Origin of the sequence: Trichocoleus sp. AS-A1 (assembly GCF_039962015.1) — a bacterium.
In the GTDB taxonomy this organism is placed as follows: Bacteria; Cyanobacteriota; Cyanobacteriia; order Cyanobacteriales; family FACHB-T130; genus FACHB-T130.
In genome coordinates this window covers 164,081-186,156 of record NZ_JAMPKG010000004.1, presented here as the reverse complement: position 1 = coordinate 186,156, position 22,076 = coordinate 164,081, and the positions used below count along the sequence as shown (strand labels likewise).

The 22,076-nt window shown below is 45.9% G+C and carries 22 protein-coding genes, 1 tRNA gene and 1 other RNA gene; 10 read left to right on the top strand and 14 right to left on the bottom strand.

Features of this window, described 5'->3' with window-relative positions:
* Positions 1-523: 523 nt before the first annotated feature.
* The 4 genes from NC994_RS05135 to NC994_RS05120 all read right to left on the bottom strand — a co-directional run bounded on the left by NC994_RS05135 (position 524) and on the right by NC994_RS05120 (position 2,903).
* Positions 524-970 (bottom strand): DUF488 domain-containing protein, encoded by a 447-nt coding sequence (locus tag NC994_RS05135; protein WP_190412822.1) that lies wholly within the window; start codon positions 968-970, stop codon positions 524-526.
* A gap of 6 nt (positions 971-976) precedes the next feature.
* A complete protein-coding gene (locus NC994_RS05130; protein ID WP_190412821.1) occupies positions 977-1,792 on the bottom strand; it encodes a hypothetical protein in 816 nt (271 codons plus the stop codon).
* A 198-nt stretch (positions 1,793-1,990) separates the two neighbouring features.
* Entirely contained in the window at positions 1,991-2,458 is a 468-nt protein-coding gene (locus tag NC994_RS05125) for a GNAT family N-acetyltransferase (protein WP_190439858.1), read from the bottom strand.
* Positions 2,459-2,831: 373 nt separating this feature from the next.
* A tRNA-Thr gene (locus tag NC994_RS05120) sits at positions 2,832-2,903 on the bottom strand.
* A 266-nt stretch (positions 2,904-3,169) separates the two neighbouring features.
* Here NC994_RS05120 and NC994_RS05115 point away from each other — a divergent pair.
* The 4 genes from NC994_RS05115 to NC994_RS05100 all read left to right on the top strand — a co-directional run bounded on the left by NC994_RS05115 (position 3,170) and on the right by NC994_RS05100 (position 6,518).
* The gene (locus NC994_RS05115; RefSeq protein WP_190439855.1) at positions 3,170-4,309 is read left to right on the top strand and encodes a sulfate ABC transporter substrate-binding protein; all 1,140 of its coding nucleotides are present in this window, start codon (positions 3,170-3,172) and stop codon (positions 4,307-4,309) included.
* A gap of 135 nt (positions 4,310-4,444) precedes the next feature.
* Positions 4,445-5,302, top strand: coding sequence for a sulfate ABC transporter permease subunit CysT (cysT, locus tag NC994_RS05110; RefSeq protein WP_190427910.1), 858 nt, complete (start codon positions 4,445-4,447; stop codon positions 5,300-5,302).
* Positions 5,292-6,173, top strand: a complete 882-nt coding sequence (gene cysW / locus NC994_RS05105) for a sulfate ABC transporter permease subunit CysW (RefSeq protein ID WP_190439852.1) — start codon at positions 5,292-5,294, stop codon at positions 6,171-6,173. The genes cysT and cysW overlap by 11 nt, the downstream gene beginning before the upstream one ends.
* A 99-nt stretch (positions 6,174-6,272) precedes the next feature.
* Positions 6,273-6,518: an NIL domain-containing protein gene (locus tag NC994_RS05100; protein ID WP_347275919.1), complete on the top strand. Its 246-nt coding sequence runs from the start codon at positions 6,273-6,275 to the stop codon at positions 6,516-6,518.
* A gap of 58 nt (positions 6,519-6,576) precedes the next feature.
* Here the strand turns inward: NC994_RS05100 and NC994_RS05095 are convergent, their stop codons facing one another.
* Positions 6,577-7,224 carry a response regulator transcription factor gene (locus NC994_RS05095; protein ID WP_190412815.1) on the bottom strand — a complete coding sequence of 216 codons (648 nt, stop codon included), beginning with the start codon at positions 7,222-7,224 and terminating at the stop codon, positions 6,577-6,579.
* Between the two features lie 201 nt (positions 7,225-7,425).
* Positions 7,426-7,878, bottom strand: coding sequence for a ferredoxin (locus NC994_RS05090; RefSeq protein ID WP_190412814.1), 453 nt, complete (start codon positions 7,876-7,878; stop codon positions 7,426-7,428).
* 305 nt (positions 7,879-8,183) lie between these two features.
* On the opposite strand from NC994_RS05090, the gene groES reads away from it, so the two are divergent.
* Together groES and groL are read left to right on the top strand one after the other, a co-directional pair.
* Positions 8,184-8,495, top strand: a complete 312-nt coding sequence (groES, locus tag NC994_RS05085) for a co-chaperone GroES (protein ID WP_190412813.1) — start codon at positions 8,184-8,186, stop codon at positions 8,493-8,495.
* Positions 8,496-8,616: 121 nt separating this feature from the next.
* Positions 8,617-10,254 carry a chaperonin GroEL gene (groL, locus tag NC994_RS05080; protein ID WP_190412812.1) on the top strand — a complete coding sequence of 546 codons (1,638 nt, stop codon included), beginning with the start codon at positions 8,617-8,619 and terminating at the stop codon, positions 10,252-10,254.
* A gap of 112 nt (positions 10,255-10,366) precedes the next feature.
* Here groL and NC994_RS05075 read toward each other — a convergent pair whose 3' ends face one another.
* From NC994_RS05075 to ilvD, 5 genes are all read right to left on the bottom strand, one after another.
* Positions 10,367-10,780: a hypothetical protein gene (locus NC994_RS05075; RefSeq protein ID WP_190439850.1), complete on the bottom strand. Its 414-nt coding sequence runs from the start codon at positions 10,778-10,780 to the stop codon at positions 10,367-10,369.
* 62 nt (positions 10,781-10,842) lie between these two features.
* Positions 10,843-11,517, bottom strand: a complete 675-nt coding sequence (locus NC994_RS05070) for an STM3941 family protein (RefSeq protein ID WP_190439848.1) — start codon at positions 11,515-11,517, stop codon at positions 10,843-10,845.
* Positions 11,518-11,965: 448 nt separating this feature from the next.
* Positions 11,966-12,565 (bottom strand): hypothetical protein, encoded by a 600-nt coding sequence (locus NC994_RS05065; RefSeq protein ID WP_190439845.1) that lies wholly within the window; start codon positions 12,563-12,565, stop codon positions 11,966-11,968.
* Complete coding sequence (locus NC994_RS05060; RefSeq protein WP_190439843.1) at positions 12,555-13,886, bottom strand: cytochrome P450; 1,332 nt, start codon at positions 13,884-13,886, stop codon at positions 12,555-12,557. Before NC994_RS05060 ends, NC994_RS05065 begins: the two co-directional genes overlap by 11 nt.
* A gap of 109 nt (positions 13,887-13,995) precedes the next feature.
* Complete coding sequence (gene ilvD, locus NC994_RS05055) at positions 13,996-15,681, bottom strand: dihydroxy-acid dehydratase (RefSeq protein WP_190439841.1); 1,686 nt, start codon at positions 15,679-15,681, stop codon at positions 13,996-13,998.
* A 662-nt stretch (positions 15,682-16,343) separates the two neighbouring features.
* Between ilvD and NC994_RS05050 the strand changes: the two genes are divergently transcribed.
* The 3 genes from NC994_RS05050 to NC994_RS05040 all read left to right on the top strand — a co-directional run bounded on the left by NC994_RS05050 (position 16,344) and on the right by NC994_RS05040 (position 18,123).
* A complete protein-coding gene (locus NC994_RS05050) occupies positions 16,344-16,535 on the top strand; it encodes a hypothetical protein (RefSeq protein WP_190412807.1) in 192 nt (63 codons plus the stop codon).
* A complete protein-coding gene (locus NC994_RS05045) occupies positions 16,522-17,358 on the top strand; it encodes a pentapeptide repeat-containing protein (protein WP_190412806.1) in 837 nt (278 codons plus the stop codon). The genes NC994_RS05050 and NC994_RS05045 overlap by 14 nt, the downstream gene beginning before the upstream one ends.
* A gap of 168 nt (positions 17,359-17,526) precedes the next feature.
* Positions 17,527-18,123, top strand: coding sequence for a pentapeptide repeat-containing protein (locus NC994_RS05040; protein WP_190412805.1), 597 nt, complete (start codon positions 17,527-17,529; stop codon positions 18,121-18,123).
* A gap of 293 nt (positions 18,124-18,416) precedes the next feature.
* On the opposite strand, the gene NC994_RS05035 is transcribed toward NC994_RS05040, so the two are convergent.
* The 3 genes from NC994_RS05035 to NC994_RS05025 form a co-directional block, all read right to left on the bottom strand.
* Positions 18,417-18,803 carry a CAAD domain-containing protein gene (locus tag NC994_RS05035; RefSeq protein WP_347275920.1) on the bottom strand — a complete coding sequence of 129 codons (387 nt, stop codon included), beginning with the start codon at positions 18,801-18,803 and terminating at the stop codon, positions 18,417-18,419.
* Positions 18,804-19,224: 421 nt separating this feature from the next.
* Entirely contained in the window at positions 19,225-20,283 is a 1,059-nt protein-coding gene (locus tag NC994_RS05030) for a tetratricopeptide repeat protein (RefSeq protein ID WP_190412803.1), read from the bottom strand.
* Between the two features lie 264 nt (positions 20,284-20,547).
* Positions 20,548-21,426: a 6-carboxytetrahydropterin synthase gene (locus tag NC994_RS05025; RefSeq protein ID WP_190439838.1), complete on the bottom strand. Its 879-nt coding sequence runs from the start codon at positions 21,424-21,426 to the stop codon at positions 20,548-20,550.
* A 176-nt stretch (positions 21,427-21,602) separates the two neighbouring features.
* Between NC994_RS05025 and rnpB the strand changes: the two genes are divergently transcribed.
* Positions 21,603-22,018, top strand: an RNA gene (rnpB, locus tag NC994_RS05020) — RNase P RNA component class A.
* Positions 22,019-22,076 lie beyond the last annotated feature (58 nt).

Here is a 22,076-nt window from a genome sequence, read left to right as displayed (position 1 = left end):
GCTAATTTTTTCTAGTTTTGTCAGCCAAGCTCAACAAGTAACTAAAACTACGCAAATATGCTTAGTTTTAACGGTGATTGACAATGACTGTGTACTGTACGGAGGAACTATCACTACGGTTTTCGGTCAGAGTCTATCTTTACAAATTCTTTAATTAGCAGCCTCTTTTCTCTCAAAAGATGAAGTTTTGATGAAGTTTTGCTGAAATGCTTGTTTAAACTACGCATTGTAAAACTACGGAAAGCAGAAACTTTCAGTTTGTGTTTCAAGGCAGTGTGGAAGTATAGCAACAGCCAGGGCGGTTAGGACGCTAAGTATAGAACATACTCCATAGCATCGCGTAGACAAACAAACTGGTCGAGTTGTTTGCGAATTCAACTTTTGAGCCAAGACTTGAGCCAAGGATTTGCGTTAAAACACTTCTTTGTTGATTCCGTAAGAGTTGACGCTTTAGAGAGTGTTCCACTACGAAATTTTCGATGTAACGCTTGAAGGTTTTTAATTGAGGCGGTGCTTTTTTAGTTTACTTCAAATGTTTAATTGGAACATCAACAAGCTTCTGTAGTTCGCAAGCAACATCTACTCTATGACATTTAGATGAGTCCATCTCAGCACACAATAGTAAAATCGTGCCGACTTCAGCAAGCTTTGAAATTTCTATTAGTGTTTCACGCGCTTTATCATAATCAGGAGGAATCCAGTTACTTTTACCAGATGTATTACCTAGAGATTCTTTTGATAAATACTTAATTTTTTTATAACTACAAATTTTTTCTATCTGCTCTTTGTACCATTGACGACTCCAAGCACGAGGGCTTAATCTAACGTCTATTACACAAGTGACATTAAATTCATGTAAGTAATCTAAAAAAACTTCGTGGTTTGTTCTATTTCCATAACCAAAAGTCAGGATGAGTCTATCCATATTAGAAATAGTTTTAGAATCATCTTCTGTAGCAATAATAGCCATTTTTATTCAGAAAAAACTGAGCTGTTCATATTTTACTATAGGTGGGTACACTAAACCAATAATCATAAAATTCTGGGGATGGCTTTTTAAATTCCCAACAATAAAATAAAGCTCTTTATCATACATAAAGCTGCTTTCGAGTTTTTGCCTAACTTTCTCCAATGCTTCATTCTCCTTAGAGTATAAATCAGCTAATTTTGAGCGTTCTCTACAATTTCTGTACAACTGCATGATTTCCCAGTCGGTGATTGTATATTTGTGTTTAACGTCATCATTATCTGTAAATTCATATCCAAACTTATAAGGAATTTTCTCTAATGTTGACAATGGATTGCTTGGTTCTAGTAAATCGAGCAACTCGAGCTGATCCTGCACGGCTTGCTGCTTATCGCTCCATTCACGTTCTACTGGCTTGCAAAAATATTTACTTATATTTTTAGGCTTAATTAAACCTAGAGTTTTATTTTGTTTTTTAATACTATTGATGGAATCAAACTGAAAAGGGAAAATGAAAGATTTTATTTTTCCCCAATTATTCTCCGTCCCGACTTTTCTAAGGACACTTATAGAATCATCATCTATCCTATAACTTTCAGGTCTAGCATCCTTATCATTTTTTTCTATTCGAGCGCTGATAATACTCCATCTAGGAAATTTTTTATCGACTTCTAGCTCGCGGAAACGAATAGGATAAATGCGAATCCAACTTTTAGGATTTTCGTCGTCATCCAATAAGATTCCAGCCGTACAAACAGTTTCTTTGTATTTGGTGCTTATTGAAGGATAAGTCTTTGTTGCAATTAGTATTTTATTTCTTTCCATATAAGTTAACCTTCTTTAAATTCAAGGTGGCTTGGCGGTGCAAAGGGGAAAAGTTGGTTATAGGCTAGGCTACAAGGCCTGCTAGTGATTGTTGGCGCACGGGATCTCTGCCAAACCGTGAAATTTTCGATGCAAAAGAGCGATCGCGTTGCGCCGAAGAAGTCCGTTCGCTTTTGCTGGAACCATCGCCCCACTCGCTCAAAGCTGTTGAGATATTCTATGCGCTGTCGTAGAAGGGTCTTTTGGCGCAGGCGACTCTAGCTCAAACCCGTGCTTTTTGTACCAGTTGATAAGACCTGGAGTGGTGGCGATATCTTTATGAGTTAAGCAACCGTAGATGCGTCTCATCCCCTTCTGGCGAGCGAAATTAAGCGCAAACTTTAGAAGGTGAGTGCCGAGTCCTTTGTTGCGGTAGTTTCTGGGCTTGAGTTTAAATACTTTCCGCCACCTTGGAATCTCCACGACATCATCATCATCGGAGATAATCAAGTCGCCTATTTTCATTTCTCCTGGCGGATATTCTAGGAGGCATTGAAGCCGGCCAACTTCCTGATTTTGATATTGCAGCTTGACGACAAGAAGCCCAGATTCATCGTCATAATCGCCTTTCATTTGGTACTGGCGACCTTGCTTATCTTTAACTAATTGCTCTATCTCCTGAGTCATCCAGCCGTTTTCGTAGACTTTCTAAAGTGCCAAGGCATGATGGATTCCGCTTGATTCCAAAACCCAAGTCGCTGTTATAGGTGTACTTGTAGCGATCGCGCGATTATCTATAAATTACTTTTTGAAAGTTATTGCTTATGGTGCATTAGGCGTTTATATAGCTTGGGCAGCCCATAGATTATTCCACCAAATTCTAGCTTTAGGGCAGGTCAATCGCTAACTGAGAAGCAAGCTCTATCTACACCAATGAAGTAATTTTAGTGAAAGCTGGAACCATAATATTGCCACTGTTAGATGGAAGCATAAGCCTGCCGTTGCGGCAAAGTTATGGGTAAAGTCACAAGGAAGCTAGAAGGCACAAACGTCACAAAAAAGCTGGTGACAAGATTTGAACTTGCGACCGGCTGATTACAAATCAGCTGCTCTACCCCTGAGCTACACCAGCAACCAATGTATACAATAGCAATTTTTGAATTAAATATCCAGTCCTTTCAGTATTAATACCCAATTCGATTTTAGAAAAACGAGTCTCATAAATTACTCGGCTGATTTGGGCTAGAGCAGCGATCGCCCTCCCCTTCCTCTTAACCAAACCTCTGGTTGAAATTTCGCGGAACTAGACACAAACGTTCTTAGTTGCTGTAAAATCTATGTTCGTACCCAGAATTACGGTATCCCGACCGATGTACCGGGGATTAAAGGAGAGCGTTCATGCGTTTGTGGCAAATTACTCGGCTTAAGGCACTTCAACCGTGGAAACAACAGACAGCCAGATGGCTGAAGGTCACTTCCCGGAAGGGTTTTGTGTCTATGTTCCTGTTGGGGATGAGTTTAAGCGTAGCGATCGCATCTTGCGCCCCCAGTAACTCTAATTCCCCGACAACTACTGCTACAGGTAGTGCTAGTCCCGCGGCAAAAACCGGCGATGCACAAGTAACCCTCGTCTCCTACGCAGTGACTCGCGCCGCGTACGAAAAAATTATTCCCCAGTTCACCGCTAAGTGGAAGCAGGAACGCAACCAAAACGTTACCTTCAACCAAAGCTATGGTGGATCTGGCTCCCAAACCCGTGCTGTAATCGATGGTTTAGAGGCGGACGTTGTAAACCTGGCTCTCGCTCTTGATACCGAGAAGATTGAGAAAGCCGGGTTGATTGAAACTGGTTGGGAGAAAGAAGCACCGAATGGTGCAATTGTCACCAGATCTGTTGCAGCACTGGTTACTCGCGAGGGCAATCCTAAAGGAATTAAAACCTGGGCAGACTTAGCCAAAGATGGCGTGCAAGTCATTACAGCTAACCCCAAAACTTCTGGTGGCGCTCGCTGGAACTTCTTAGGTTTATGGGGTTCTGTGACCAGAACGGGCGGTGATGATGCTAAAGCCCAAGAATTGGTCACTAAAGTTTACAAGAATGTCCCCGTGCTACCGAGAGACGCCCGCGAAGCCAGCGATGTCTTTTTCAAGCAAGGGCAGGGAGATGTTTTAATCAACTATGAAAACGAAGTAATATTGGCTGGACAAAACGGTCAGAAACTGCCTTATGTCGTGCCCGATACGAATATCTCCATCGATAGCCCTGTCGCCGTTGTGGACAAAAACGTTGACAAACACGGTACAAGAGAAATTGCAGAAGCGTTTGTCAAGTTTCTGTATACCCCAGAAGCCCAACGAGAATTTGCCAAGGTGGGATTCCGACCCGTTGATCCGACAGTAGGGGAAGAAGTCGCGAAGCAGTATACCCCAGTTAAAACTCTCTTCACCGCTCAAGATTTAGGGGGCTGGGACGAGATCCAGAAGAAGTTTTTTGATGACGGAACAATTTTTGACAAAATTCAAGCTGGTGGCAGATAAAGACTGACTAGGAGCTAATTGCTAATTGCATCATGATCAACCAACAAAAGATTAAGATTCATTAGCAATTAGCCACCAGTAAAACCAAGAACAAGTACCAAATTTCATCATCCTTATAATCCTGGATACTTTCCTATGGCTGTATCGGCTCCTCCTCAACAAACTTCTGTGTCGAAAAACCCATTTCACCAGATAACCAGTATGTCCTGGCCTTGGCGGATTACTTTGGGGTATCTCACCTTCATGCTCATCCTGCCCGTGTCCGCCCTTCTGTTGAAAGCAAGTACAGAGAAACCGATTGATTTTTGGAGGATTGCTACCAGTCCCGTCGCTCTTGCGACCTACGATGTCACCTTCATCACAGCCTTGATTGCGGCACTGCTGAATGGGGTGTTTGGCGTTTTGATTGCTTGGGTTTTGGTTCGCTATGAGTTTCCATTCAAACGGTTCATTGATGCAGCCATTGATTTGCCTTTTGCGCTGCCTACTTCAGTCGCGGGTTTGACACTGGCAACGGTCTACAGCGAGAACGGTTGGATTGGTTCCCTGCTAGCACCTTTGGGGATTAAGGTGGCATTCACGCGATTGGGAGTGGGGATCGCGATGGTGTTTATCTCCTTGCCATTTGTGGTGCGAACCTTGCAGCCTGTATTGCAAGAAATGGAGCATGAAATTGAAGAAGCCGCTTGGTCTTTGGGAGCCTCTAAATTTCAGACCTTTTGGCGGGTTGTTTTGCCACCTTTAATGCCAGCAATTTTAACGGGCGTAGCGTTGGGGTTTGCGCGTGCTGTTGGAGAATATGGCTCGATCGTAATTGTGGCGGCGAATATACCTTTTAAGGACTTAATCGCCTCTGTTTTGATTATTCAGCGATTGGAACAATATGACTATTCAGGCGCAACGGTGATTGGCACCGTCTTATTAGTAATTTCGCTGTTAGTTCTAATCGTAATTAATCTTTTGCAAGCGTGGGGACGACGGTATGAACTCTAATGTAGCAGGGAAGTCTTTTAATCCAGATTCAAAAACGCCTCAAGTCTCCTCAATCCAGAAGGAAAAAAGCTGGGTAAAATTTGTTTTGATTGGGGTAGCGATCGCTTACTTAGCTGTAATTCTGTTCATTCCAGCCATCAACGTCTTTGTGCAAGCATTTAAGGGAGGGATTGGCCCCTTTATACACAATCTGACGGAACCCAACTTTCTTCATGCTGTAAAGCTGACTATCTTGATCGCCCTAATTGTCGTACCGATGAATGTCGTGTTTGGACTCTGTGCAGCCTGGGTGGTCGCACGACATCGATTTCGGGGTCGAACCTTTCTCATCAGCCTTTTAGACATCCCCTTTGCCGTATCCCCGGTCGTCGCTGGACTGATGATCGTGCTGCTCTATGGACGCAATGGTTGGTTTGGGTCGCTGCTAGCGGCAGCAAACATAAAAATTATTTTTGCCGCGCCTGCAATGATATTGGCGAGCGCATTTATTACGATGCCTTTTGTCGCCCGTGAAGTGATTCCCGTTTTGGAAGAAGCTGGTTCGGATCAAGAAGAAGCGGCTAAAACGTTGGGTGCGAATGACTGGCAAATCTTCTGGCGCGTCACTCTGCCGAATATTCGCTGGGGTCTCCTCTACGGCGTCATTTTGACCAACGCCAGAGTCATGGGCGAGTTTGGTGCCGTCTCGGTTGTATCTGGCAATATTGCGGGCAAAACTCAAACCCTGCCGTTGTTTGTGGAGGAAGCTTATAAGCAATACCAGACTCAAGCATCTTTCTCAGCCGCCGTTCTGCTTGGCGCACTCGCGTTAGTGACCCTGGTCTTGAAAGAAATTCTAGAGCGTAAAACCAGTATTAAAGATGTTGAATAGGAGGAATTGAAGACTATGTACAGTACAAATGACTTGCCTGTAAATACCTCTAAACCAGCTCAATCTACGACTGGGCACGAAGATAACAGACCTACTAAAATGCGTGTCAGAATCCGCATTCCCAAGGAATATCAGGAAGATCCAATCATCTCACGACTAGTCTCTCACCACGGTGTCACAGTTAATATTGCTGCTGCCCTTTTAGGAGCCAACGCTAGAGATGATGGCTGGTTTGACCTAGAACTCTCAGGATCGACTCGCCAACTTCAAAGCGCCTTAACTTATTTGAATGAACTGGATCTAGAACTGTGGGGCAAATCTGACAGCGAACAAGATGGGTGGTAACGAAAATTTAAAAAGGCAAAATTAATAATTTCAATTATTAATTTTGCCTTTTTATTTGTTAAGCCATATTACTCTCAATCGCCCAACGAGCTAACTCCGTGCGGTTATGGAGATTCGTTTTACCTAACATATTGGATACGTGGCTCTCAATCGTGCGCTGAGAGACGTTCATCTGCTCAGCAATTTCTCGATTTGCCATACCTCTTGCCACAAACTGAACTACTTTCAGCTCGGTCGGGGTTAATTCTACAGTGTCAGGTACCTGGAGTTTCGACCCTCCTTCGGTTCCTCTAGCTGGATGATGAATTAGGCGAGTGGCCTGCTTAAGAGAAGATTCCACTTGCGCCACCAATTCTTCAGGCTCAAAGGGCTTGACCATGTAGACATCTGCCCCAGTATTGAGACCCTTGACTCGGTCTTGACTTTGACCTTTCGCTGAGAGGAATAGAACTGGAATCCAGCTGATGCGGGGATCTTCTCTGACGTGTTGCACAAGGGCAATTCCGTCCATCTCTGGCATCATGACATCACAGATAATCATGTCAGGAATATCATGCTCTAGAACTTCCAGTGCTTCCCGACCATTTTCAGCGGTGATGACTTCGTACCCCCGAAATTCCAGGTAGTCCTTGACCAGCAAAATCAGGTTGGGGTCGTCATCAATCAGCAACAGTCGTTTGTTATCTCTTATACTGGTGTCTTTCATGCTGTGCCACTCGCCAAGCCTGGAATTGTGAAAATTTTAACCGTTTTGTACGTATAGTTTACGTTTTTTTCAGCACCCTGCTGCACCGACTCCTACTAAGTCTAGGCAATTCCTATAATCTCTTTTTAGAAAATTATAGTCACTGACATGGGTCACAACGACGAAAATCTAGTAGGTACACGGAAGAATATAACGTAGCTACTATGTTACTGTATAGGGTTTTGGTAGTGGATGAACTAAGAAAGCGTATTCTTGCACAATTTTGTTGCCAATCAGATGTTCTTGGATAATCCGCTCAATGACTTCAGGAGTCGCTCCACGATACCAAACACCATCTGGGTAAACGACTAGAATTGGGCCTTGGGAGCAAACTCGCAGACAGTTTGCTTTGGTGCGGAAAATGCAAAGAGGGCTTTTGTCGGAAGGCTTGTCTAGTTTTAGCTCTTTAAGTCGCTTTTTCAAGTAATTCCAAGATTCTAAACTGGTTTCCTTGGAGCAACACTGGGGTAAGGTTGGATCGGCACAGATGAAGACATGGCGCTGAATTTGATTCAGTCCCAAGGTCTGCACACAAGCGGCGAGAGCGTTTGGGTCTGATGATTGACAAGTTTCAGGAATTTCAGGGCTAGATTCAGCCACTGTGTTTTCAGTCATTATTTATTTGATTTCCTTGGAAGAAGCGAGATATCCGTTTTTTAGGAGATTTTAGCGGTTCCAATTTTTTTTAGCAGATTGAGTGCGATCGCGCTATGCCATCCCAATGACTAAAGCTATCTTTGTGTCTTAAGCATTTCTACTAAAGTCTTCCGACAACCGGATAAGTTCGGGAACCCGTACAAAGAATTTTGTTGCGATCGCACACTGGTTGGGCTAAATTAGCACTCAGAGGTTGAGAGTGCTAATTCTCAACGAACGAATCGTGTGTCTTGAGTCAAACCTGTAATAGGAGCGAAGTTTGTATGGCAGCTGTATCTCTAAGCGTATCCACTGTTAAGCCGCTGGGCGATCGCGTTTTTGTGAAAGTGAGCGCTGCTGAAGAGAAAACCGCTGGTGGAATTCTTCTTCCTGATAATGCCAAAGAAAAGCCTCAAGTAGGGGAAGTCGTCGCTGTGGGACCTGGCAAGCGCGATGACAAAGGCACTCGTGTTGAGTTGGAAGTCTCTGTGGGCGACAAGGTTCTCTACTCCAAGTACGCTGGCACAGACATCAAACTCGGCACAGAAGAGTACGTTCTGCTCTCAGAGAAGGACATTTTAGCAGTCGTTTCATAAAGTTATGAGTTCTGAGTTGAGAGTTCCGAGTTAAAAACATCTGCTTAACTCAACACTCAAAACTCAACGCTCAACACTCCTTCAAAACTCAAAACTCAAAACTCAAAACAACTGAGGAACTATGGCTAAGCGCATTATTTACAACGAAAACGCTCGTCGCGCCCTGGAAAAAGGGATGGACATCCTAGCTGAAGCTGTGGCTGTCACTCTCGGCCCTAAAGGCCGCAACGTGGTACTAGAGAAGAAGTTCGGCGCACCACAAATCGTGAATGATGGTGTCACCATTGCCAAAGAAATTGAATTAGAAGATCACGTTGAAAACACGGGGGTCTCCTTAATTCGTCAAGCCGCTTCTAAGACCAATGATGCTGCTGGTGATGGCACTACGACTGCAACCGTTCTCGCTCATGCAATTGTAAAAGAGGGCTTGAGAAACGTTGCTGCGGGTGCAAATGCAATTTCTCTGAAGCGCGGGATTGACAAAGCCACTGGCTTCCTGGTGGAAAGAATTGCCGAACACGCCAAACAAGTAGAAGATTCCAAAGCGATCGCTCAAGTTGGTACCATCTCTGCTGGTAACGACGAAGAAGTTGGTCGGATGATCGCTGAAGCGATGGATAAGGTGGGCAAGGAAGGCGTCATCTCCCTGGAAGAAGGGAAGTCCATGACCACCGAACTGGAAATCACCGAAGGGATGCGCTTTGACAAAGGCTACATCTCTCCCTACTTCGCTACCGACATGGAGCGGATGGAAGCGGTTCTGGAAGAGCCTTTCATCCTGCTGACCGACAAGAAAATCACGCTTGTCCAAGACTTAGTGCCCGTTCTGGAGCAAGTCGCTCGTGCTGGTCGTCCTCTGATCATTATCGCTGAGGACATCGAGAAAGAAGCTCTGGCAACCCTGGTAGTTAACCGCCTGCGGGGTGTGCTGAATGTGGCTGCTGTCAAGGCTCCTGGTTTTGGCGATCGCCGCAAAGCAATGCTGGAAGACATTGCCGTTCTCACTGGTGGTCAGCTGATCACCGAAGATGCTGGTCTGAAGCTGGAAAGCACCCGGTTAGAAATGCTGGGCAAAGCTCGCCGTATCAACATCACCAAGGACAACACCACAATTGTCGCCGAAGGCAACGAAGCTGCTGTGAAGTCTCGTTGTGAGCAAATCCGCCGTCAAATGGACGAAACCGATTCTTCCTATGACCGCGAGAAGCTGCAAGAGCGTCTAGCTAAGCTGGCTGGTGGCGTCGCTGTCGTCAAAGTGGGCGCTGCGACCGAAACCGAAATGAAGGATAAGAAGCTGCGTCTGGAAGATGCCATCAACGCGACTAAAGCTGCTGTGGAAGAAGGGATCGTTCCTGGCGGTGGCACAACCCTAGCTCACCTGACTCCTCAGTTGGAAGAGTGGGCAACTGCCAACCTGAAGAATGAAGAGTTGACAGGTGCGATGATTGTTTCTCGTGCTTTGGCTGCTCCTCTGAAGCGGATTGCTGAGAACGCCGGTCAGAATGGCGCTGTCATTGCTGAGCGCGTCAAAGAGAAGGACTTCAACGTCGGCTACAACGCCGCGACGAATGAGTTCGTCGATATGTTTGAAGCCGGTATCGTTGACCCTGCCAAGGTGACTCGTTCCGCTCTGCAAAATGCCGCTTCTATCGCTGGCATGGTGCTGACAACCGAGTGTATCGTGGTTGACAAGCCTGAGCCGAAAGATGGCGCTCCTGCGGGTGCTGGCGCTGGCATGGGCGGCGACTTCGACTACTAATTCTCTGTTGGGTTAGGGTGTGCGCGATCAATCGTGCCCACCCTACAAACCTGCTAATTTTGAAGGGCAACTATTTTAGAGTAGTTGCCCTTCGTTTTTATGATAATGATACTCAGTTCAATCTAGAGTCTTTTTCTGCCATTTCAATAATTTCGTCTCGCAGAGCTTGTACTTTGTCCCATCCCATGAGGCTACCACCTCTCCTCGTAAGTTCTATGACTTTATAGCGAAAAGCTTTGAAAGTTTCATTATCAGTATCCTTACTTGGATGGTGGATTAACAACAGGGAAAGCCACCTAGAAGACTCAGCAAAGTCAACTCCTTTCTGACCACCTTCTTCAAAACCTTGTATATACCTCATTAGGTTATAAATGCAGTTACTATATATTTCCTGTAGCTGCTCTCGCTGCCACTTTTCTTTTTCTCTACGCAATTGAAATTTGTTGTTGATTAAGGATGCAACTATAGCAGCACCAGCACCAACTAAAGCACCTAAAAGACTGAAGATACCTACTTCTATCTTCATAAAACTTTACTAATCAATCTCCAGTTCTTCAAATATTTTGTATTTAAACACTATGATTACTTCTATGTGGTAAAGGCCTTACGATATTGCTCTAATAATTCAATAAACTCTGAGGCAGAGCGGTCAAGGTCAGCCCAACTTAACAAAATATCATATCCATAGGTTTGTCTACTCCAGAGCATTGCTTCTACCAAGTTACCAACTTTCCCAAAACTTTTAAGCGCATTAACAGGATTTGGATGACCTTTAAGTACCGACCAAATTTTTACAAAACTAGGCACATCCAGTGGCACCTCTAGTACTAAAGTTCCAAAGCTTAATAATTTTAAGTATGGTAGACTGTTCATCCAATAATTTACTAATTCAGGAGACATATTATTAATGTAGTTATCATAGTTTTTCAGGCGTAAGCCAACTAACTTAGTTCCCTCTAATCTAGCGATTCCTACGCTCTCAATATCCCGCCAATAAAGTATAGATTTTCCATAGAGGGTAATCTGCTGTAACCCCTCACGAGTCAATACAATACTAACTGGGCGTTTAAGTAGTTTAGGAACAGTAACTATACCACCTCCACCAAAGAAAACAACACCCAAAACTCCCCCCAAAATAGCTTTAGGTTGACCTGACCCCATCATAAACAAGCCTATGATGGAGAATACTGTGCAGCTAACAGCCAGTAGAATAGCATTTTGCTGGCTATTAGGTTTAACCTCAAATCGCTCTGGTACTGTCATATATACTCATTTGAAAATATGGTTAAAAATGGTTATGTATCAATCTTGGTAATTTCGTATTTTTAGACAAGTGCGTTCTCTTTTATCATCACATCTACATCTCTACACGGTTTATATAGCAGTTCTCGGTCATGTACCGTACCTTCTCAAAACTGAAAAGCTTAATAATCAGGAATTTTTGCGTACCTCAACCATGTAATAACCGCTATAGCATGGTTTAAAATCTGTTTTTAGATTCTTTGGGCGGTAAATTTGCTGGGTTGTCAGAGTCATCTTGCCATTTCAGAGCTTTACTGGCAATATAATGGCTCAGCTGACTCAGAGAATTTTCATCAAAAACATATTTATAGAGATGGGATTAATCTGGTCTCAACTAGGGTTGTACTCATACTAATTCGGTAATTTTGTTTATAAATCGCTCATAAATTACTTAACCTCCCTTCACTTTTCAAACTTCTATATTAATTTTGTCTGAAGCGAGGATAGTTGCCACTTCTTGTAAAAGCTCGTTTTGTTCTTTTTGAATTGCTTCTAGCCTAGAAGCAATCTCTACCAGTCGTTGCTGTTTATCTTGCTGAGTTGGTGGAGAATTTGAATCCGGTAAAGCTGGGATTTCAGCGTTCTTAGCACCCGTTAACTGTTTGAAAGCTAAGCCTCCAAACTTGGAGATTGATTGAAAACTAACTCCAAATAAGAGCTGAATTAGCTTAAAAGGAGCTTTCAATATTGATAAGCTAGTTGTTTCAATTAAGCGACCGACAGCTTTGATTAAGCTCCCTGCGATCGCTATCGCAAACAATAAAATAACTAAGCTGACAATTGGGTGATTCGTCGCCCAGATGAATATCTGAAGTAGCCGCAAGACGGAGGGGTGAGCTTGCAGCCACTCATTGATAGAAGAAGCGATCGCTGTTTGAATTGGATTAGACATAACACCACCAGAGGTAAACGCTTTTTGCTGCGTTTGTTCGTATAGAGCCTTTGGTTCCTCAATTGTGATGTTATCGTTTTCCCGAACAAGTGCGATCGCGTCACACCTATGTTTCACATAGCACTTGCAACGGTTGAAACCGAACGCGCAGCCTATCTCTTGGGTGGCTGGTGGGAATCTCTACTGAATCTAGGCGTTGATTTGGTAATAGTTCCCACTGATAACCCCGTAGTAAGTGGGCGGCTACAATTTTCATCTCCATTTTCGCAAATGCTATCCCAATACAAATTCGTGGCCCACCACCGAAACCAATTAAACTAAAGGGACGCTGCTTGTGTTCTTGCCGTTGGGGGCTGAAGCGATCGGGATCGAAACGTTCTGGTTCGGGGTAAACCGTTGATAGTCGATGAGTCCCGATAATCGAATACACCGCCTGCCACCCAGATGGAACTTGAAAGCTATTAAACTCAAATGGTTTGACGACACCGCGAAAACCACCCCCGACGGGCTGATGCAGTCGTTCAGTCTCGCAGAGAATTTGGTCTAGATAAGGCATTTGCCCTAATTGTTCTAAATTTACTCCTCCCCTAGCCGCAAGCTGCTGCTGTTCTTCCCTGGCGCGTTGCAGAACCTCTGGGTGACGGGCTAACTCCAGGCACAACCAAGTCAGCATCGAAGTGGTCGTTTCATGCCCAGCGAAGAGTAACAGCATTGCTTGGGCGCGGATTTCCTTTTCGCTCATGCCGTTACCGTCTTCATCCTTAGCTTGTAATAAAAGGCTGAGAACGTCTTTAGTCGGATGTTGCTGGCGATCGCGCACCACTTTGCCCAAATGTTCTAAAATTTCGTTACGAGCAGCGATCGCTTTCCCAAACTGCGTAAACGGTAAAGGCAGCGGATTGATGGCAAACAGCCCATTTGTTAGTCTTGTAAACAACTGGCTCAACCGAACACCTTCAGCCCCCGGATTCGTACCCAGCAATAATTGACTAGCAATATCAAACGTTAGCTGTTTGAACTCATCAAACCAGGTAAATTCCTGTTTCTGCTGCCATTTTTCGAGATAGCTTTGCGTAATCGACTCCATTGTGGCAACGTAGTTTCCTAACGCTGCACCATGCAAAGCTGGCATCATCAGGCGGCGATTTCTCCGATGCTCCTCGCCATCTTGCACAAATAGTGATTCGCCCAGCAGTATTTTAAAATTGTTGGGCCACCCTTCGCGCCACGAGAAACAATCCATGTGGCTGGAGAGAACAAATTCAGATGCCTCTGGCCCCACCATAAAAACCGTAGGTTTGCCAATAACATGACTCTTAAAGATAGAGCCATATTGCTGATAGCGCTTTTCGATAAATTTGGGGTCGAACACAAACGCGAGTGTTTCGCCAAGCACCGGCAACCCCATCCTACCAGGAGGAAGTTTATCGCTGTTCATTATTTTTAATCTGCGTTAAAAGTTATAAAAAAATGAAGTATAAAGAGAAACTTCAGGGTTCTTCTTTTATACTTCATTTTTTGGTTTATCTAACAGTTAAAGACTGTTTTCAACCCAAATCTAAATCCGTCACGGCACCGACACTGCTAGAAGAAACTAACTTGGCATATTTTGCCAGTACGCCAGTTGTATAACGCGGTTTAGGCGGTTGCCAAGCAGCGCGACGACGCTCTAGCTCTTCATCAGGTACATGAAGGTGTAACAGGCGATCGCGTGCATCAATTGTAATGGTATCGCCTTCTTCCACGAGAGCGATCGCGCCTCCTACAGCCGCTTCTGGGGCTACGTGACCGACAACCATGCCGTAAGTCCCACCAGAGAAGCGTCCATCGGTAATCAAGCCAACAGCATCCCCTAATCCCGCACCAATCAGGGCAGAAGTGGGAGCCAGCATTTCTCGCATTCCAGGGCCACCCTTGGGACCTTCGTAGCGAATCACTAGGACATCTCCACGGTTGATCTTGCCAGCCAGAATGGCTGCTAAAGAAGCTTCTTCAGATTCAAACACCCGCGCTGGGCCGGTTATTGAAGGGGTTTTGACGCCGGTAATTTTGGCAACAGCCCCTTCCGTTGCCAGATTGCCTCTCAGGATGGCTAGGTGCCCTTGAGCATACATCGGGTTATCCCAGGGACGGATAACATCTTGGTCGGTGCGGGGCTGTTCTGGGACATCTGCCAAGACTTCAGCAATGGTTTGTCCGGTGATGGTCAGGGCGTCCCCATGTAGCAAATCGTGTACCAGGAGCATCTTCATCACCTGGGGAATTCCACCGGCTTTGTGGAGGTCAGTGGCGACATACTGACCGCTAGGCTTGAGGTCGCACAAAACTGGAACGCGGGCGCGAATGGTTTCAAAATCATCCAGGGATAATTCGACCCCAATCGTATGAGCGATCGCGAGTAAGTGTAGCACGGCATTCGTAGAACCGCCCACTGCCATAATTACAGAAATGGCATTCTCAAACGCTTTTCGGGTAACAATCTGTCGCGGTAAAAGTTGTTTTTTAATTGCCTCTACTAGGACAAAAGCAGATTTCTCAGCACTTTCTGCTTTTTCAGCATCTTCTGCTGCCATTGTGGAAGAATAAGGCAAGCTCATCCCCATCGCTTCAAACGCGGAAGACATTGTATTGGCAGTGTACATTCCGCCGCAAGAACCGGCACCCGGACAAGCCTTGCGTTCTACTTGCAGCAACTCATCCGTGTCTATTTTTCCGGCGCTGTGTTGCCCCACCGCTTCAAAAGCACTCACAACCGTCAAATCGCGCCCGTTGTGATGTCCCGGTTTAATCGTACCGCCATACACGAAAATAGCCGGAATATTCATCCGAGCGATCGCAATCATCGCTCCGGGCATATTCTTATCGCAGCCCCCAATTGCCAGCACTCCATCCATACTCTGCCCGTTGCAGGCAGTCTCAATCGAATCGGCGATGACTTCCCGCGACACCAGGGAATACTTCATCCCTTCGGTGCCCATTGAAATGCCATCGCTGATGGTAATCGTGCCGAACATCTGAGGCATCGCCCCAGCCACCTTGGCTCCAGCTTCAGCCCGTTTCGCTAAATCATTTAACCCCATATTGCAGGGGGTAATGGTGCTGTACCCATTGGCAATTCCCACAATGGGTTTCGTAAAATCCTCATCTCCAAAACCAACAGCACGTAACATAGCCCGGTTGGGCGATCGCTGTACGCCTTGGGTGACGACTTGGCTTCTCAAATTCTCCGGCATTCTCTGTCCTTAAGATTGCTTTTCGGTGGATCGGCTATTCTCTTTGCAGGTTTGGTGTTTGAGAGAAGGTCTCCCCATATAACTAGATTACAGGAATCTTCTTGTCAAAGAGCTACCCGCTGACAGCTACCAGGTGGCAGCTATTTTGTAACAATTAGAGTTAATTGAGCGGAGTTGAGCGCTCAAGTTAGGAATAAGATTCAGTAGCTAGAGATTAACCTCTAGTTCTCATGATTATTTAGGAGTTTCCAGCCTTGTAAATCTTTGATAGAAAATGCGCGAACTAACAAGTCAGCGCTAGGCTAACGCCTCGCTTCGCTGTTTTCATGCCCAAAGGGCTGTACGCTATTGCCACCCCTCCGCCAAAATTCTAGGCGCGGTGAAGCATAGTGACTTTATCCCACACTTAACCTTACGGTTATAGTGTAAGCTTTCTCAACCTCACGGCTACTGGTTCTAGTATCCAACAGGCAAACTCGCTCAAGCATCTACACTGACTGAATGTCCAACAATTAAACTGACCCAGGCTCCAAACGCGAGTTCCACCGTTTTTGAATCCCGCTCGAAGTGAAGGATCTAAACAAATGTTCGCTCTACCTGTGTACCCAGGAGGTTTTACGCACTCAAGGGTTAGGGAGTGTCGCCTCCTGCTTCAATGTGTCATGGTTCTGTGTCGATCCCAATCGTCGATTAGAACCTTTATTTTTGGCTTTGAGCGTCTGTCATCCCACCCTTGGGCAGTTGGCATAGACTGCGATCGCTATTTTCCTGCCACTCTAGGAGAGGGGTTGAACCCCATCCCTAACGACTGTAGCGGCAGTACCCTGAAGGGAGGTCTAGATGGATGCCGATGAACTGAAACGTCTCTACGCAGCAGGCGAACGAGATTTTCGAGAGGTAAGTCTGCGGAGAGCAGACCTGATGGGAATTGACCTGAGCGAAGCGAACCTGCGGGGAGCAGACCTGCGCGAAGCAAATCTAATTGGGGCATACCTAATCGGAGTCAACCTACGCGAGGCAAATCTCAATGGAGCGGTTCTCCGCGCCAATCTCAGCGAGGCAAATCTTATCGGCGCTAGCCTGATTGACGCCAACCTGAGCGAAGCGATTTTAACTGAAGCGAGTTTACGAGCTGCCAATCTCAGCGGAGCTAACCTCGCCGGAGCTAACCTGAGTCACGCTCTTTTGAGCGAGACTATTCTCCGCGATGCCAATCTGACTGGAGCCAAACTAATTGATGCACCCTTAAGTCGAAGCAACTTGACGAATGCTACGTTGATTGGAGCTGTGTTGGAAGGTGCAAACTTAACGAATGCCATTCTAATTGGAGCCAACCTGGAGAAAGCCAACTTAGCGAACGCTGTTTTAAATGGAGCCAGTGCAATTGGAGCAAATCTCACGCAAGCAGACTTGAGCCGCGCCAAGATGAGCGGAACCAATCTGACAAATGTCATCTTAATTAAAGCCAATCTGAGGGGAGCAAATGTAAGTTGGGCGACTCTGCGAGGAGCGAATCTCACCGGAGCTAACTTGTACAGGTCAAAACTATGCTGGTCAAACCTGACTGGGGCAATTCTCACTGAAGCGGTTCTCATTGACGCTAACCTAAATCGGGTCAATTTCCGTGACGCCGATATGACTGGTGCCATCATGCCTAATGCAGCTACGCACGAGTAGCGAAGTGACAAGTCAGCCCTAAACTAACGCCTTGCTTCGCTGTTTTCATGCCCAAAGGGCTGTACGCGATCGCCAGCCAGATTTTAGATTGGCAATTCATCGAAAATCAATCTAAAATCCAAAATTCCTAAGTCCACGCTAACTGGAAGCAATTTAGAGGCAATAGAAATGGATGGGGATGAGGTTTTAACACGATATGCTGCTGGAGAACGGGATTTCCAGAAGTTAGATTTGAAGGCGGCAAATCTGGAAGGAGCTAACCTACGCCAGGTCGATTTCAGCGAGACGATTCTGGAGGGAGTTAACCTAGCCGGAGCCAACCTGCGGGGGGTGAACCTAACAGGTGCCGATCTGAGTGGGGCAAACTTGAGTCGTGCTGACCTCACGGGTGCCGACCTAACGGGTGCTGACTTGATCGGAACCAATTTTGATAAAGCCAGACTGATTGGAACAAGGCTCGTTAAAACCGAACCGATTGGTGCTGAGTTAACTGGAGCAAACTTAACTGGCGCAAATCTAACTGGCGCAGATATGAGAAGGGCAAACTTGAGCTACGCCAACCTCAGCGATGCAATCTTGTGTGAAGCCAATCTGACTAGCGCCCTCCTCATTGGAGTAAATCTGAATAGAACCGACTTAATTAAGGCGAATTTGAGTCAAGCCGACTTAAGTGAAACTGATTTGAACGGAGCCGATTTAAGTGGAGCGGAATTGAGCGGGACAATTATGCCAGTTGAACACTTTACACCCAGCGAGAGCAAATGAGCCGCGATCGCTGGTAAATTAAACGATCAAATCCCACGATCGCGCCAAACTTAGTGGTAGAGATGCAATTCCTGCCAGTCTTCTACAATCTAGAAGCTAAAATCCAAAATGATATTTTGGATTCGACTCGCTTAAAAATATCACGTGATGGGCACACGCGCTTTCTACCAGTATTAAGAAATTTACAACTAAAATTATTAGGGGCAGTCACTAGTGTGCTACCCCTAAGTCAGAAAATCAGAGACGCAGGGCAACAATGCTGTGCGGAAATGAGCTATGCGGAAATGAGAAATTTACGAGTTATTGGAATCCCCGCCGACAACTTGCGACTTGAGAGCTTTAAACTCCTCGGACAACTCCTGACGATTAGAAGCTCGGAGTAAGTAGCGGTATACAAACCAGGCTGAGTAGCCAATTCCTACCAGTTCAAAGGTCGGCGCTAGCAGAGGAATATCATTAAGCGCATCCAGAACCGCCAGTGTCACCTTCACGGTAATGATGCCAGCTAATATTAGACCTAGAGTGGTCAAGGGGCGCTGGTACTCTGAGAAGAACTCACCTAAGTATTCGGGTAGTTCTGCGAAAAATGCGGAAATTTGTTCTCCAATTTGCTGCCACTTTTCCGTTGATTGGGTGGCTGGGGGTAGAGCTGCCAATTCGCCTGGGGCGTCAACTCTCATTTCTACCTGGGTTTTTTCGGTCTCTGGAGCGGAATAATCAGTTTGCATGGTGTCCATATCCTCCATATCGTTGTTTTAGGTACGATTGTGTATCGTTTAGGCAAGATAGCTGGGTACAATTGCGGGGTGAATTCCTCTTGCTCATATTATCAGACACCCCAAGACCACTTCGCTGAGTCCAGAATTTTCCGGTTAAAACTTAGTGATAATCGGGCGAGCGGTCTCCATGCATCTCCCAAAAGCGGGACGTAGCTAGAGAAAATAAAAAATTAAAAATCAAGAAACTTTTTAGCTCAATCTACGCTGTACGGATATAGATTAGAAACTAAAGCTGAAAAACATACCTAGCAAGCTTTTCGGGCGCAACTAAGCTCTCGGCAATACATAGATTGCCTTATAAATTTTTATTTTTAATTAAATCCTATTGGTCGTATTCCATCACTTTGGCGTAATCGCCCAAAGCATAGCAAGCAACTCGGAGGCTTCCCAGAGCCTGCCCTTCGACTCGGCTGTCTTGGAGGATTCGCGCTATCCTTAAGCGTTGTTCATAGTAGTCAATTGCTTTAGCGTAGTTGCTCAATGCCTCGTAAGCCACTCCTAAATGCGAAAGTGCCTGCTCTTGGGAGCGGAGGTCATCCGTTGCCGAAGCGATCGCTAGGCGTTGCTCTCCATAGTCAATCGCCGCAGAGTAGTCCCCGATTGCGTAGCAGGCGTTCCCCAGATTTCTCAGAATCTGTACCTCAATACGGTGATCTCCAGTCTGCTGCACGAGTGCTAAACGCTGCTTATAGTAGGCGATCGCTTTGACATAGTCGCCCAAAGCGTAGCAAGCATTTCCCAAATTTCTCAGGATCTGACCCTCTGCCTCTTGGTCTTGGAGTTCCCGCGCCACTATTAAACTTTGATGCTGGTATTCAATTGCCGCTGAGTAGTCTCCCAGTGCCTTGTAAGCTAGTCCAAGATTATTCAGCGCCGCCACTTCTGCACTCAAGTCTTTCAGTTCCCGCACGACTAGCAGACTTTGTTGCTGAAACTCAATGGCTTTGGCATGGTTGCCTAAGTGACGGTAGGCATTGCCGATATTTCCCAGCGCTTGACTTTCCAATCGCTGATCGTTGATACTTTGGGCGATCGCTAAACTTTGCCCAGAATACTCAACCGCTTTGGCAAAATTTCCCAAGGCATAGTACACTAGCCCCAAATTGCCGAGCGTTCTTCCTTGTCCTCGCTGGTCTTGAAGTTCGCCGTAGACCGTGAGTGCTTGATGAAAGGATAGTCGTGACGCCTCGAAATGACCGTTTTGGTGCTGCTGGGCACCTTGCTCCAGCAGTCGATCGGCTTCTCCCTTAGTGTAATTATCGGTTTTTGGCTGATGCTGGCTATGAGCGCTAATATCTGTAGGAGGAACAACAGTGATGCGTTCCTCCTCAGGTAGGTCGCCCTCCTGTTGGCTGTTGTGATGGTTAACGCGGCGATCCATATATTTTTCTCAACACCTTGATTCGCTTAGCACCGACTTGCGGTATAAGGCTAGGTCGTCTCTTTTTAGTGTTCCCGGATCGGCTGGTTAAGCTCTCATGCTTTAAACAAATTTTTCAAAAAACCTTACAATTTATCGCTTTAGGCGTTGGAATGCAACCCTTGCTTGCCACTGGACGAACGCTGCTTAGGATTCGGTAGACGCAAATCGATAGCGGGTTTGTTCCCGACATTTTCTAAAAACTTGCGCCTCCCGGCTAAAACATCAAGTAGATACAGGCGTTAGAGAGCGATCGTTCTGTTGAATTCCCGCTAAGTTTTGAGCGGTTTCGCTACAGTATACTTCACACGAATTATTCGGACTTTCAACCAGTTTTACCTTATGCAACTTTGCCCCTAATTCCCGGATAGGCTCTTGCAGAAGATTCCGGATATGAATGGCAATATTCTCAGCGGTGGGAACAACTTGGGCAAAATAGGCGATATCCTTGTTCAGGAAAGTATGGTCAAACGGCTCAAGCACATAATCTTCCACTACCTTGTTTAAGGCTCCTAAATCCACAATCATGCCCGTGCGCGGATCAATTTCGCCTTGAACTGTTACTTCCAAGTGGTAGTTGTGCCCGTGACCGTTGGGACGAGCGCATTTGCCATAAATCTCGCAGTTCTCTTCGTAACTGAGGTTCGGATGAGCCAGTCTGTGAGCGGCGCTAAAGTGGGTACCAATTGTCAGATACGCTTCCATTCCATTTCCTTGATAGTCAGCCCAGAGTTCGGGATGTTCAAATAGTTGAATATTTACCAACGGTAAGTGAGGTGCTAGACGCTGCCAAATGGTTCGCGCGATGTTTTCTGTAGTGGGTAGGGTTTGTTGAAATTCCGACCACACATCGTTGAGATAACAGAAGTCTAGCTGACTGGTGACTTCCTGTTTGATCACCCGTTTGACTTCAGACAAGTTTTGCACCATGCCATACTCATCCAGATCCCCGGCAAGGGAGACAAACAAAACGTAGTTGTGTCCGTGTCCGGGCGACTGAGTGCAGCGACCAAACGCTTGTATATTCTCCGCTTGACTCAGTTCTGGCAGCCAATAACGGTGGCTCGCCGAAAACTGAGCGCGGCGGTTGATGATGCATCTCATAAGTCCAGTAACCAGCAGAATTATTAAGTTACGTAAATCATTCCCTTTATTCAGGATAATCGAAATTTAGGCGGGGATCTCCAATCTTTCTTGAAAAACTGCATCAGCAAAGTGAGAATTCAAAAGCGAAGATTCGCTCTCTAAAGCTCTTGAATATGCCACACTGAAGAACGGGAGAGAGTAGGCGCAGGTGGTTGCAGATTTGCCGTTTGTGCGAGTCTGAGGAAAGTCCGGGCTCCCGAAAGACCAAACTTGCTGGGTAACGCCCAGTGCGGGCGACCGTGAGGATAGTGCCACAGAAAGATACCGCCGGGATAATTAAACATTAAAAATGCAAAATGAAGAATTTTTAATGTTTAATTATCCCGGTAAGGGTGCAAAGGTGCGGTAAGAGCGCACCAGCAGCGTCGAGAGGCGCTGGCTCGGTAAACCCCGGTTGGGAGCAAGGTAGGGAATCACGGTTGGTCTTTTTCCGATTCCGTTTTAAAACCGCTTGAGGCGTCTGGTAACAGGCGTCCCAGATAGATAACCGCCCTTCCAGCGGCACTGCTGCTGTGGAGAACAGAACCCGGCTTATGACCGACTCTCTCCCTTAAATTGCTTTACTGTTGTGAACAAGAGCTAGAGAGGCGAGGGTGAGTCTAGCTCGA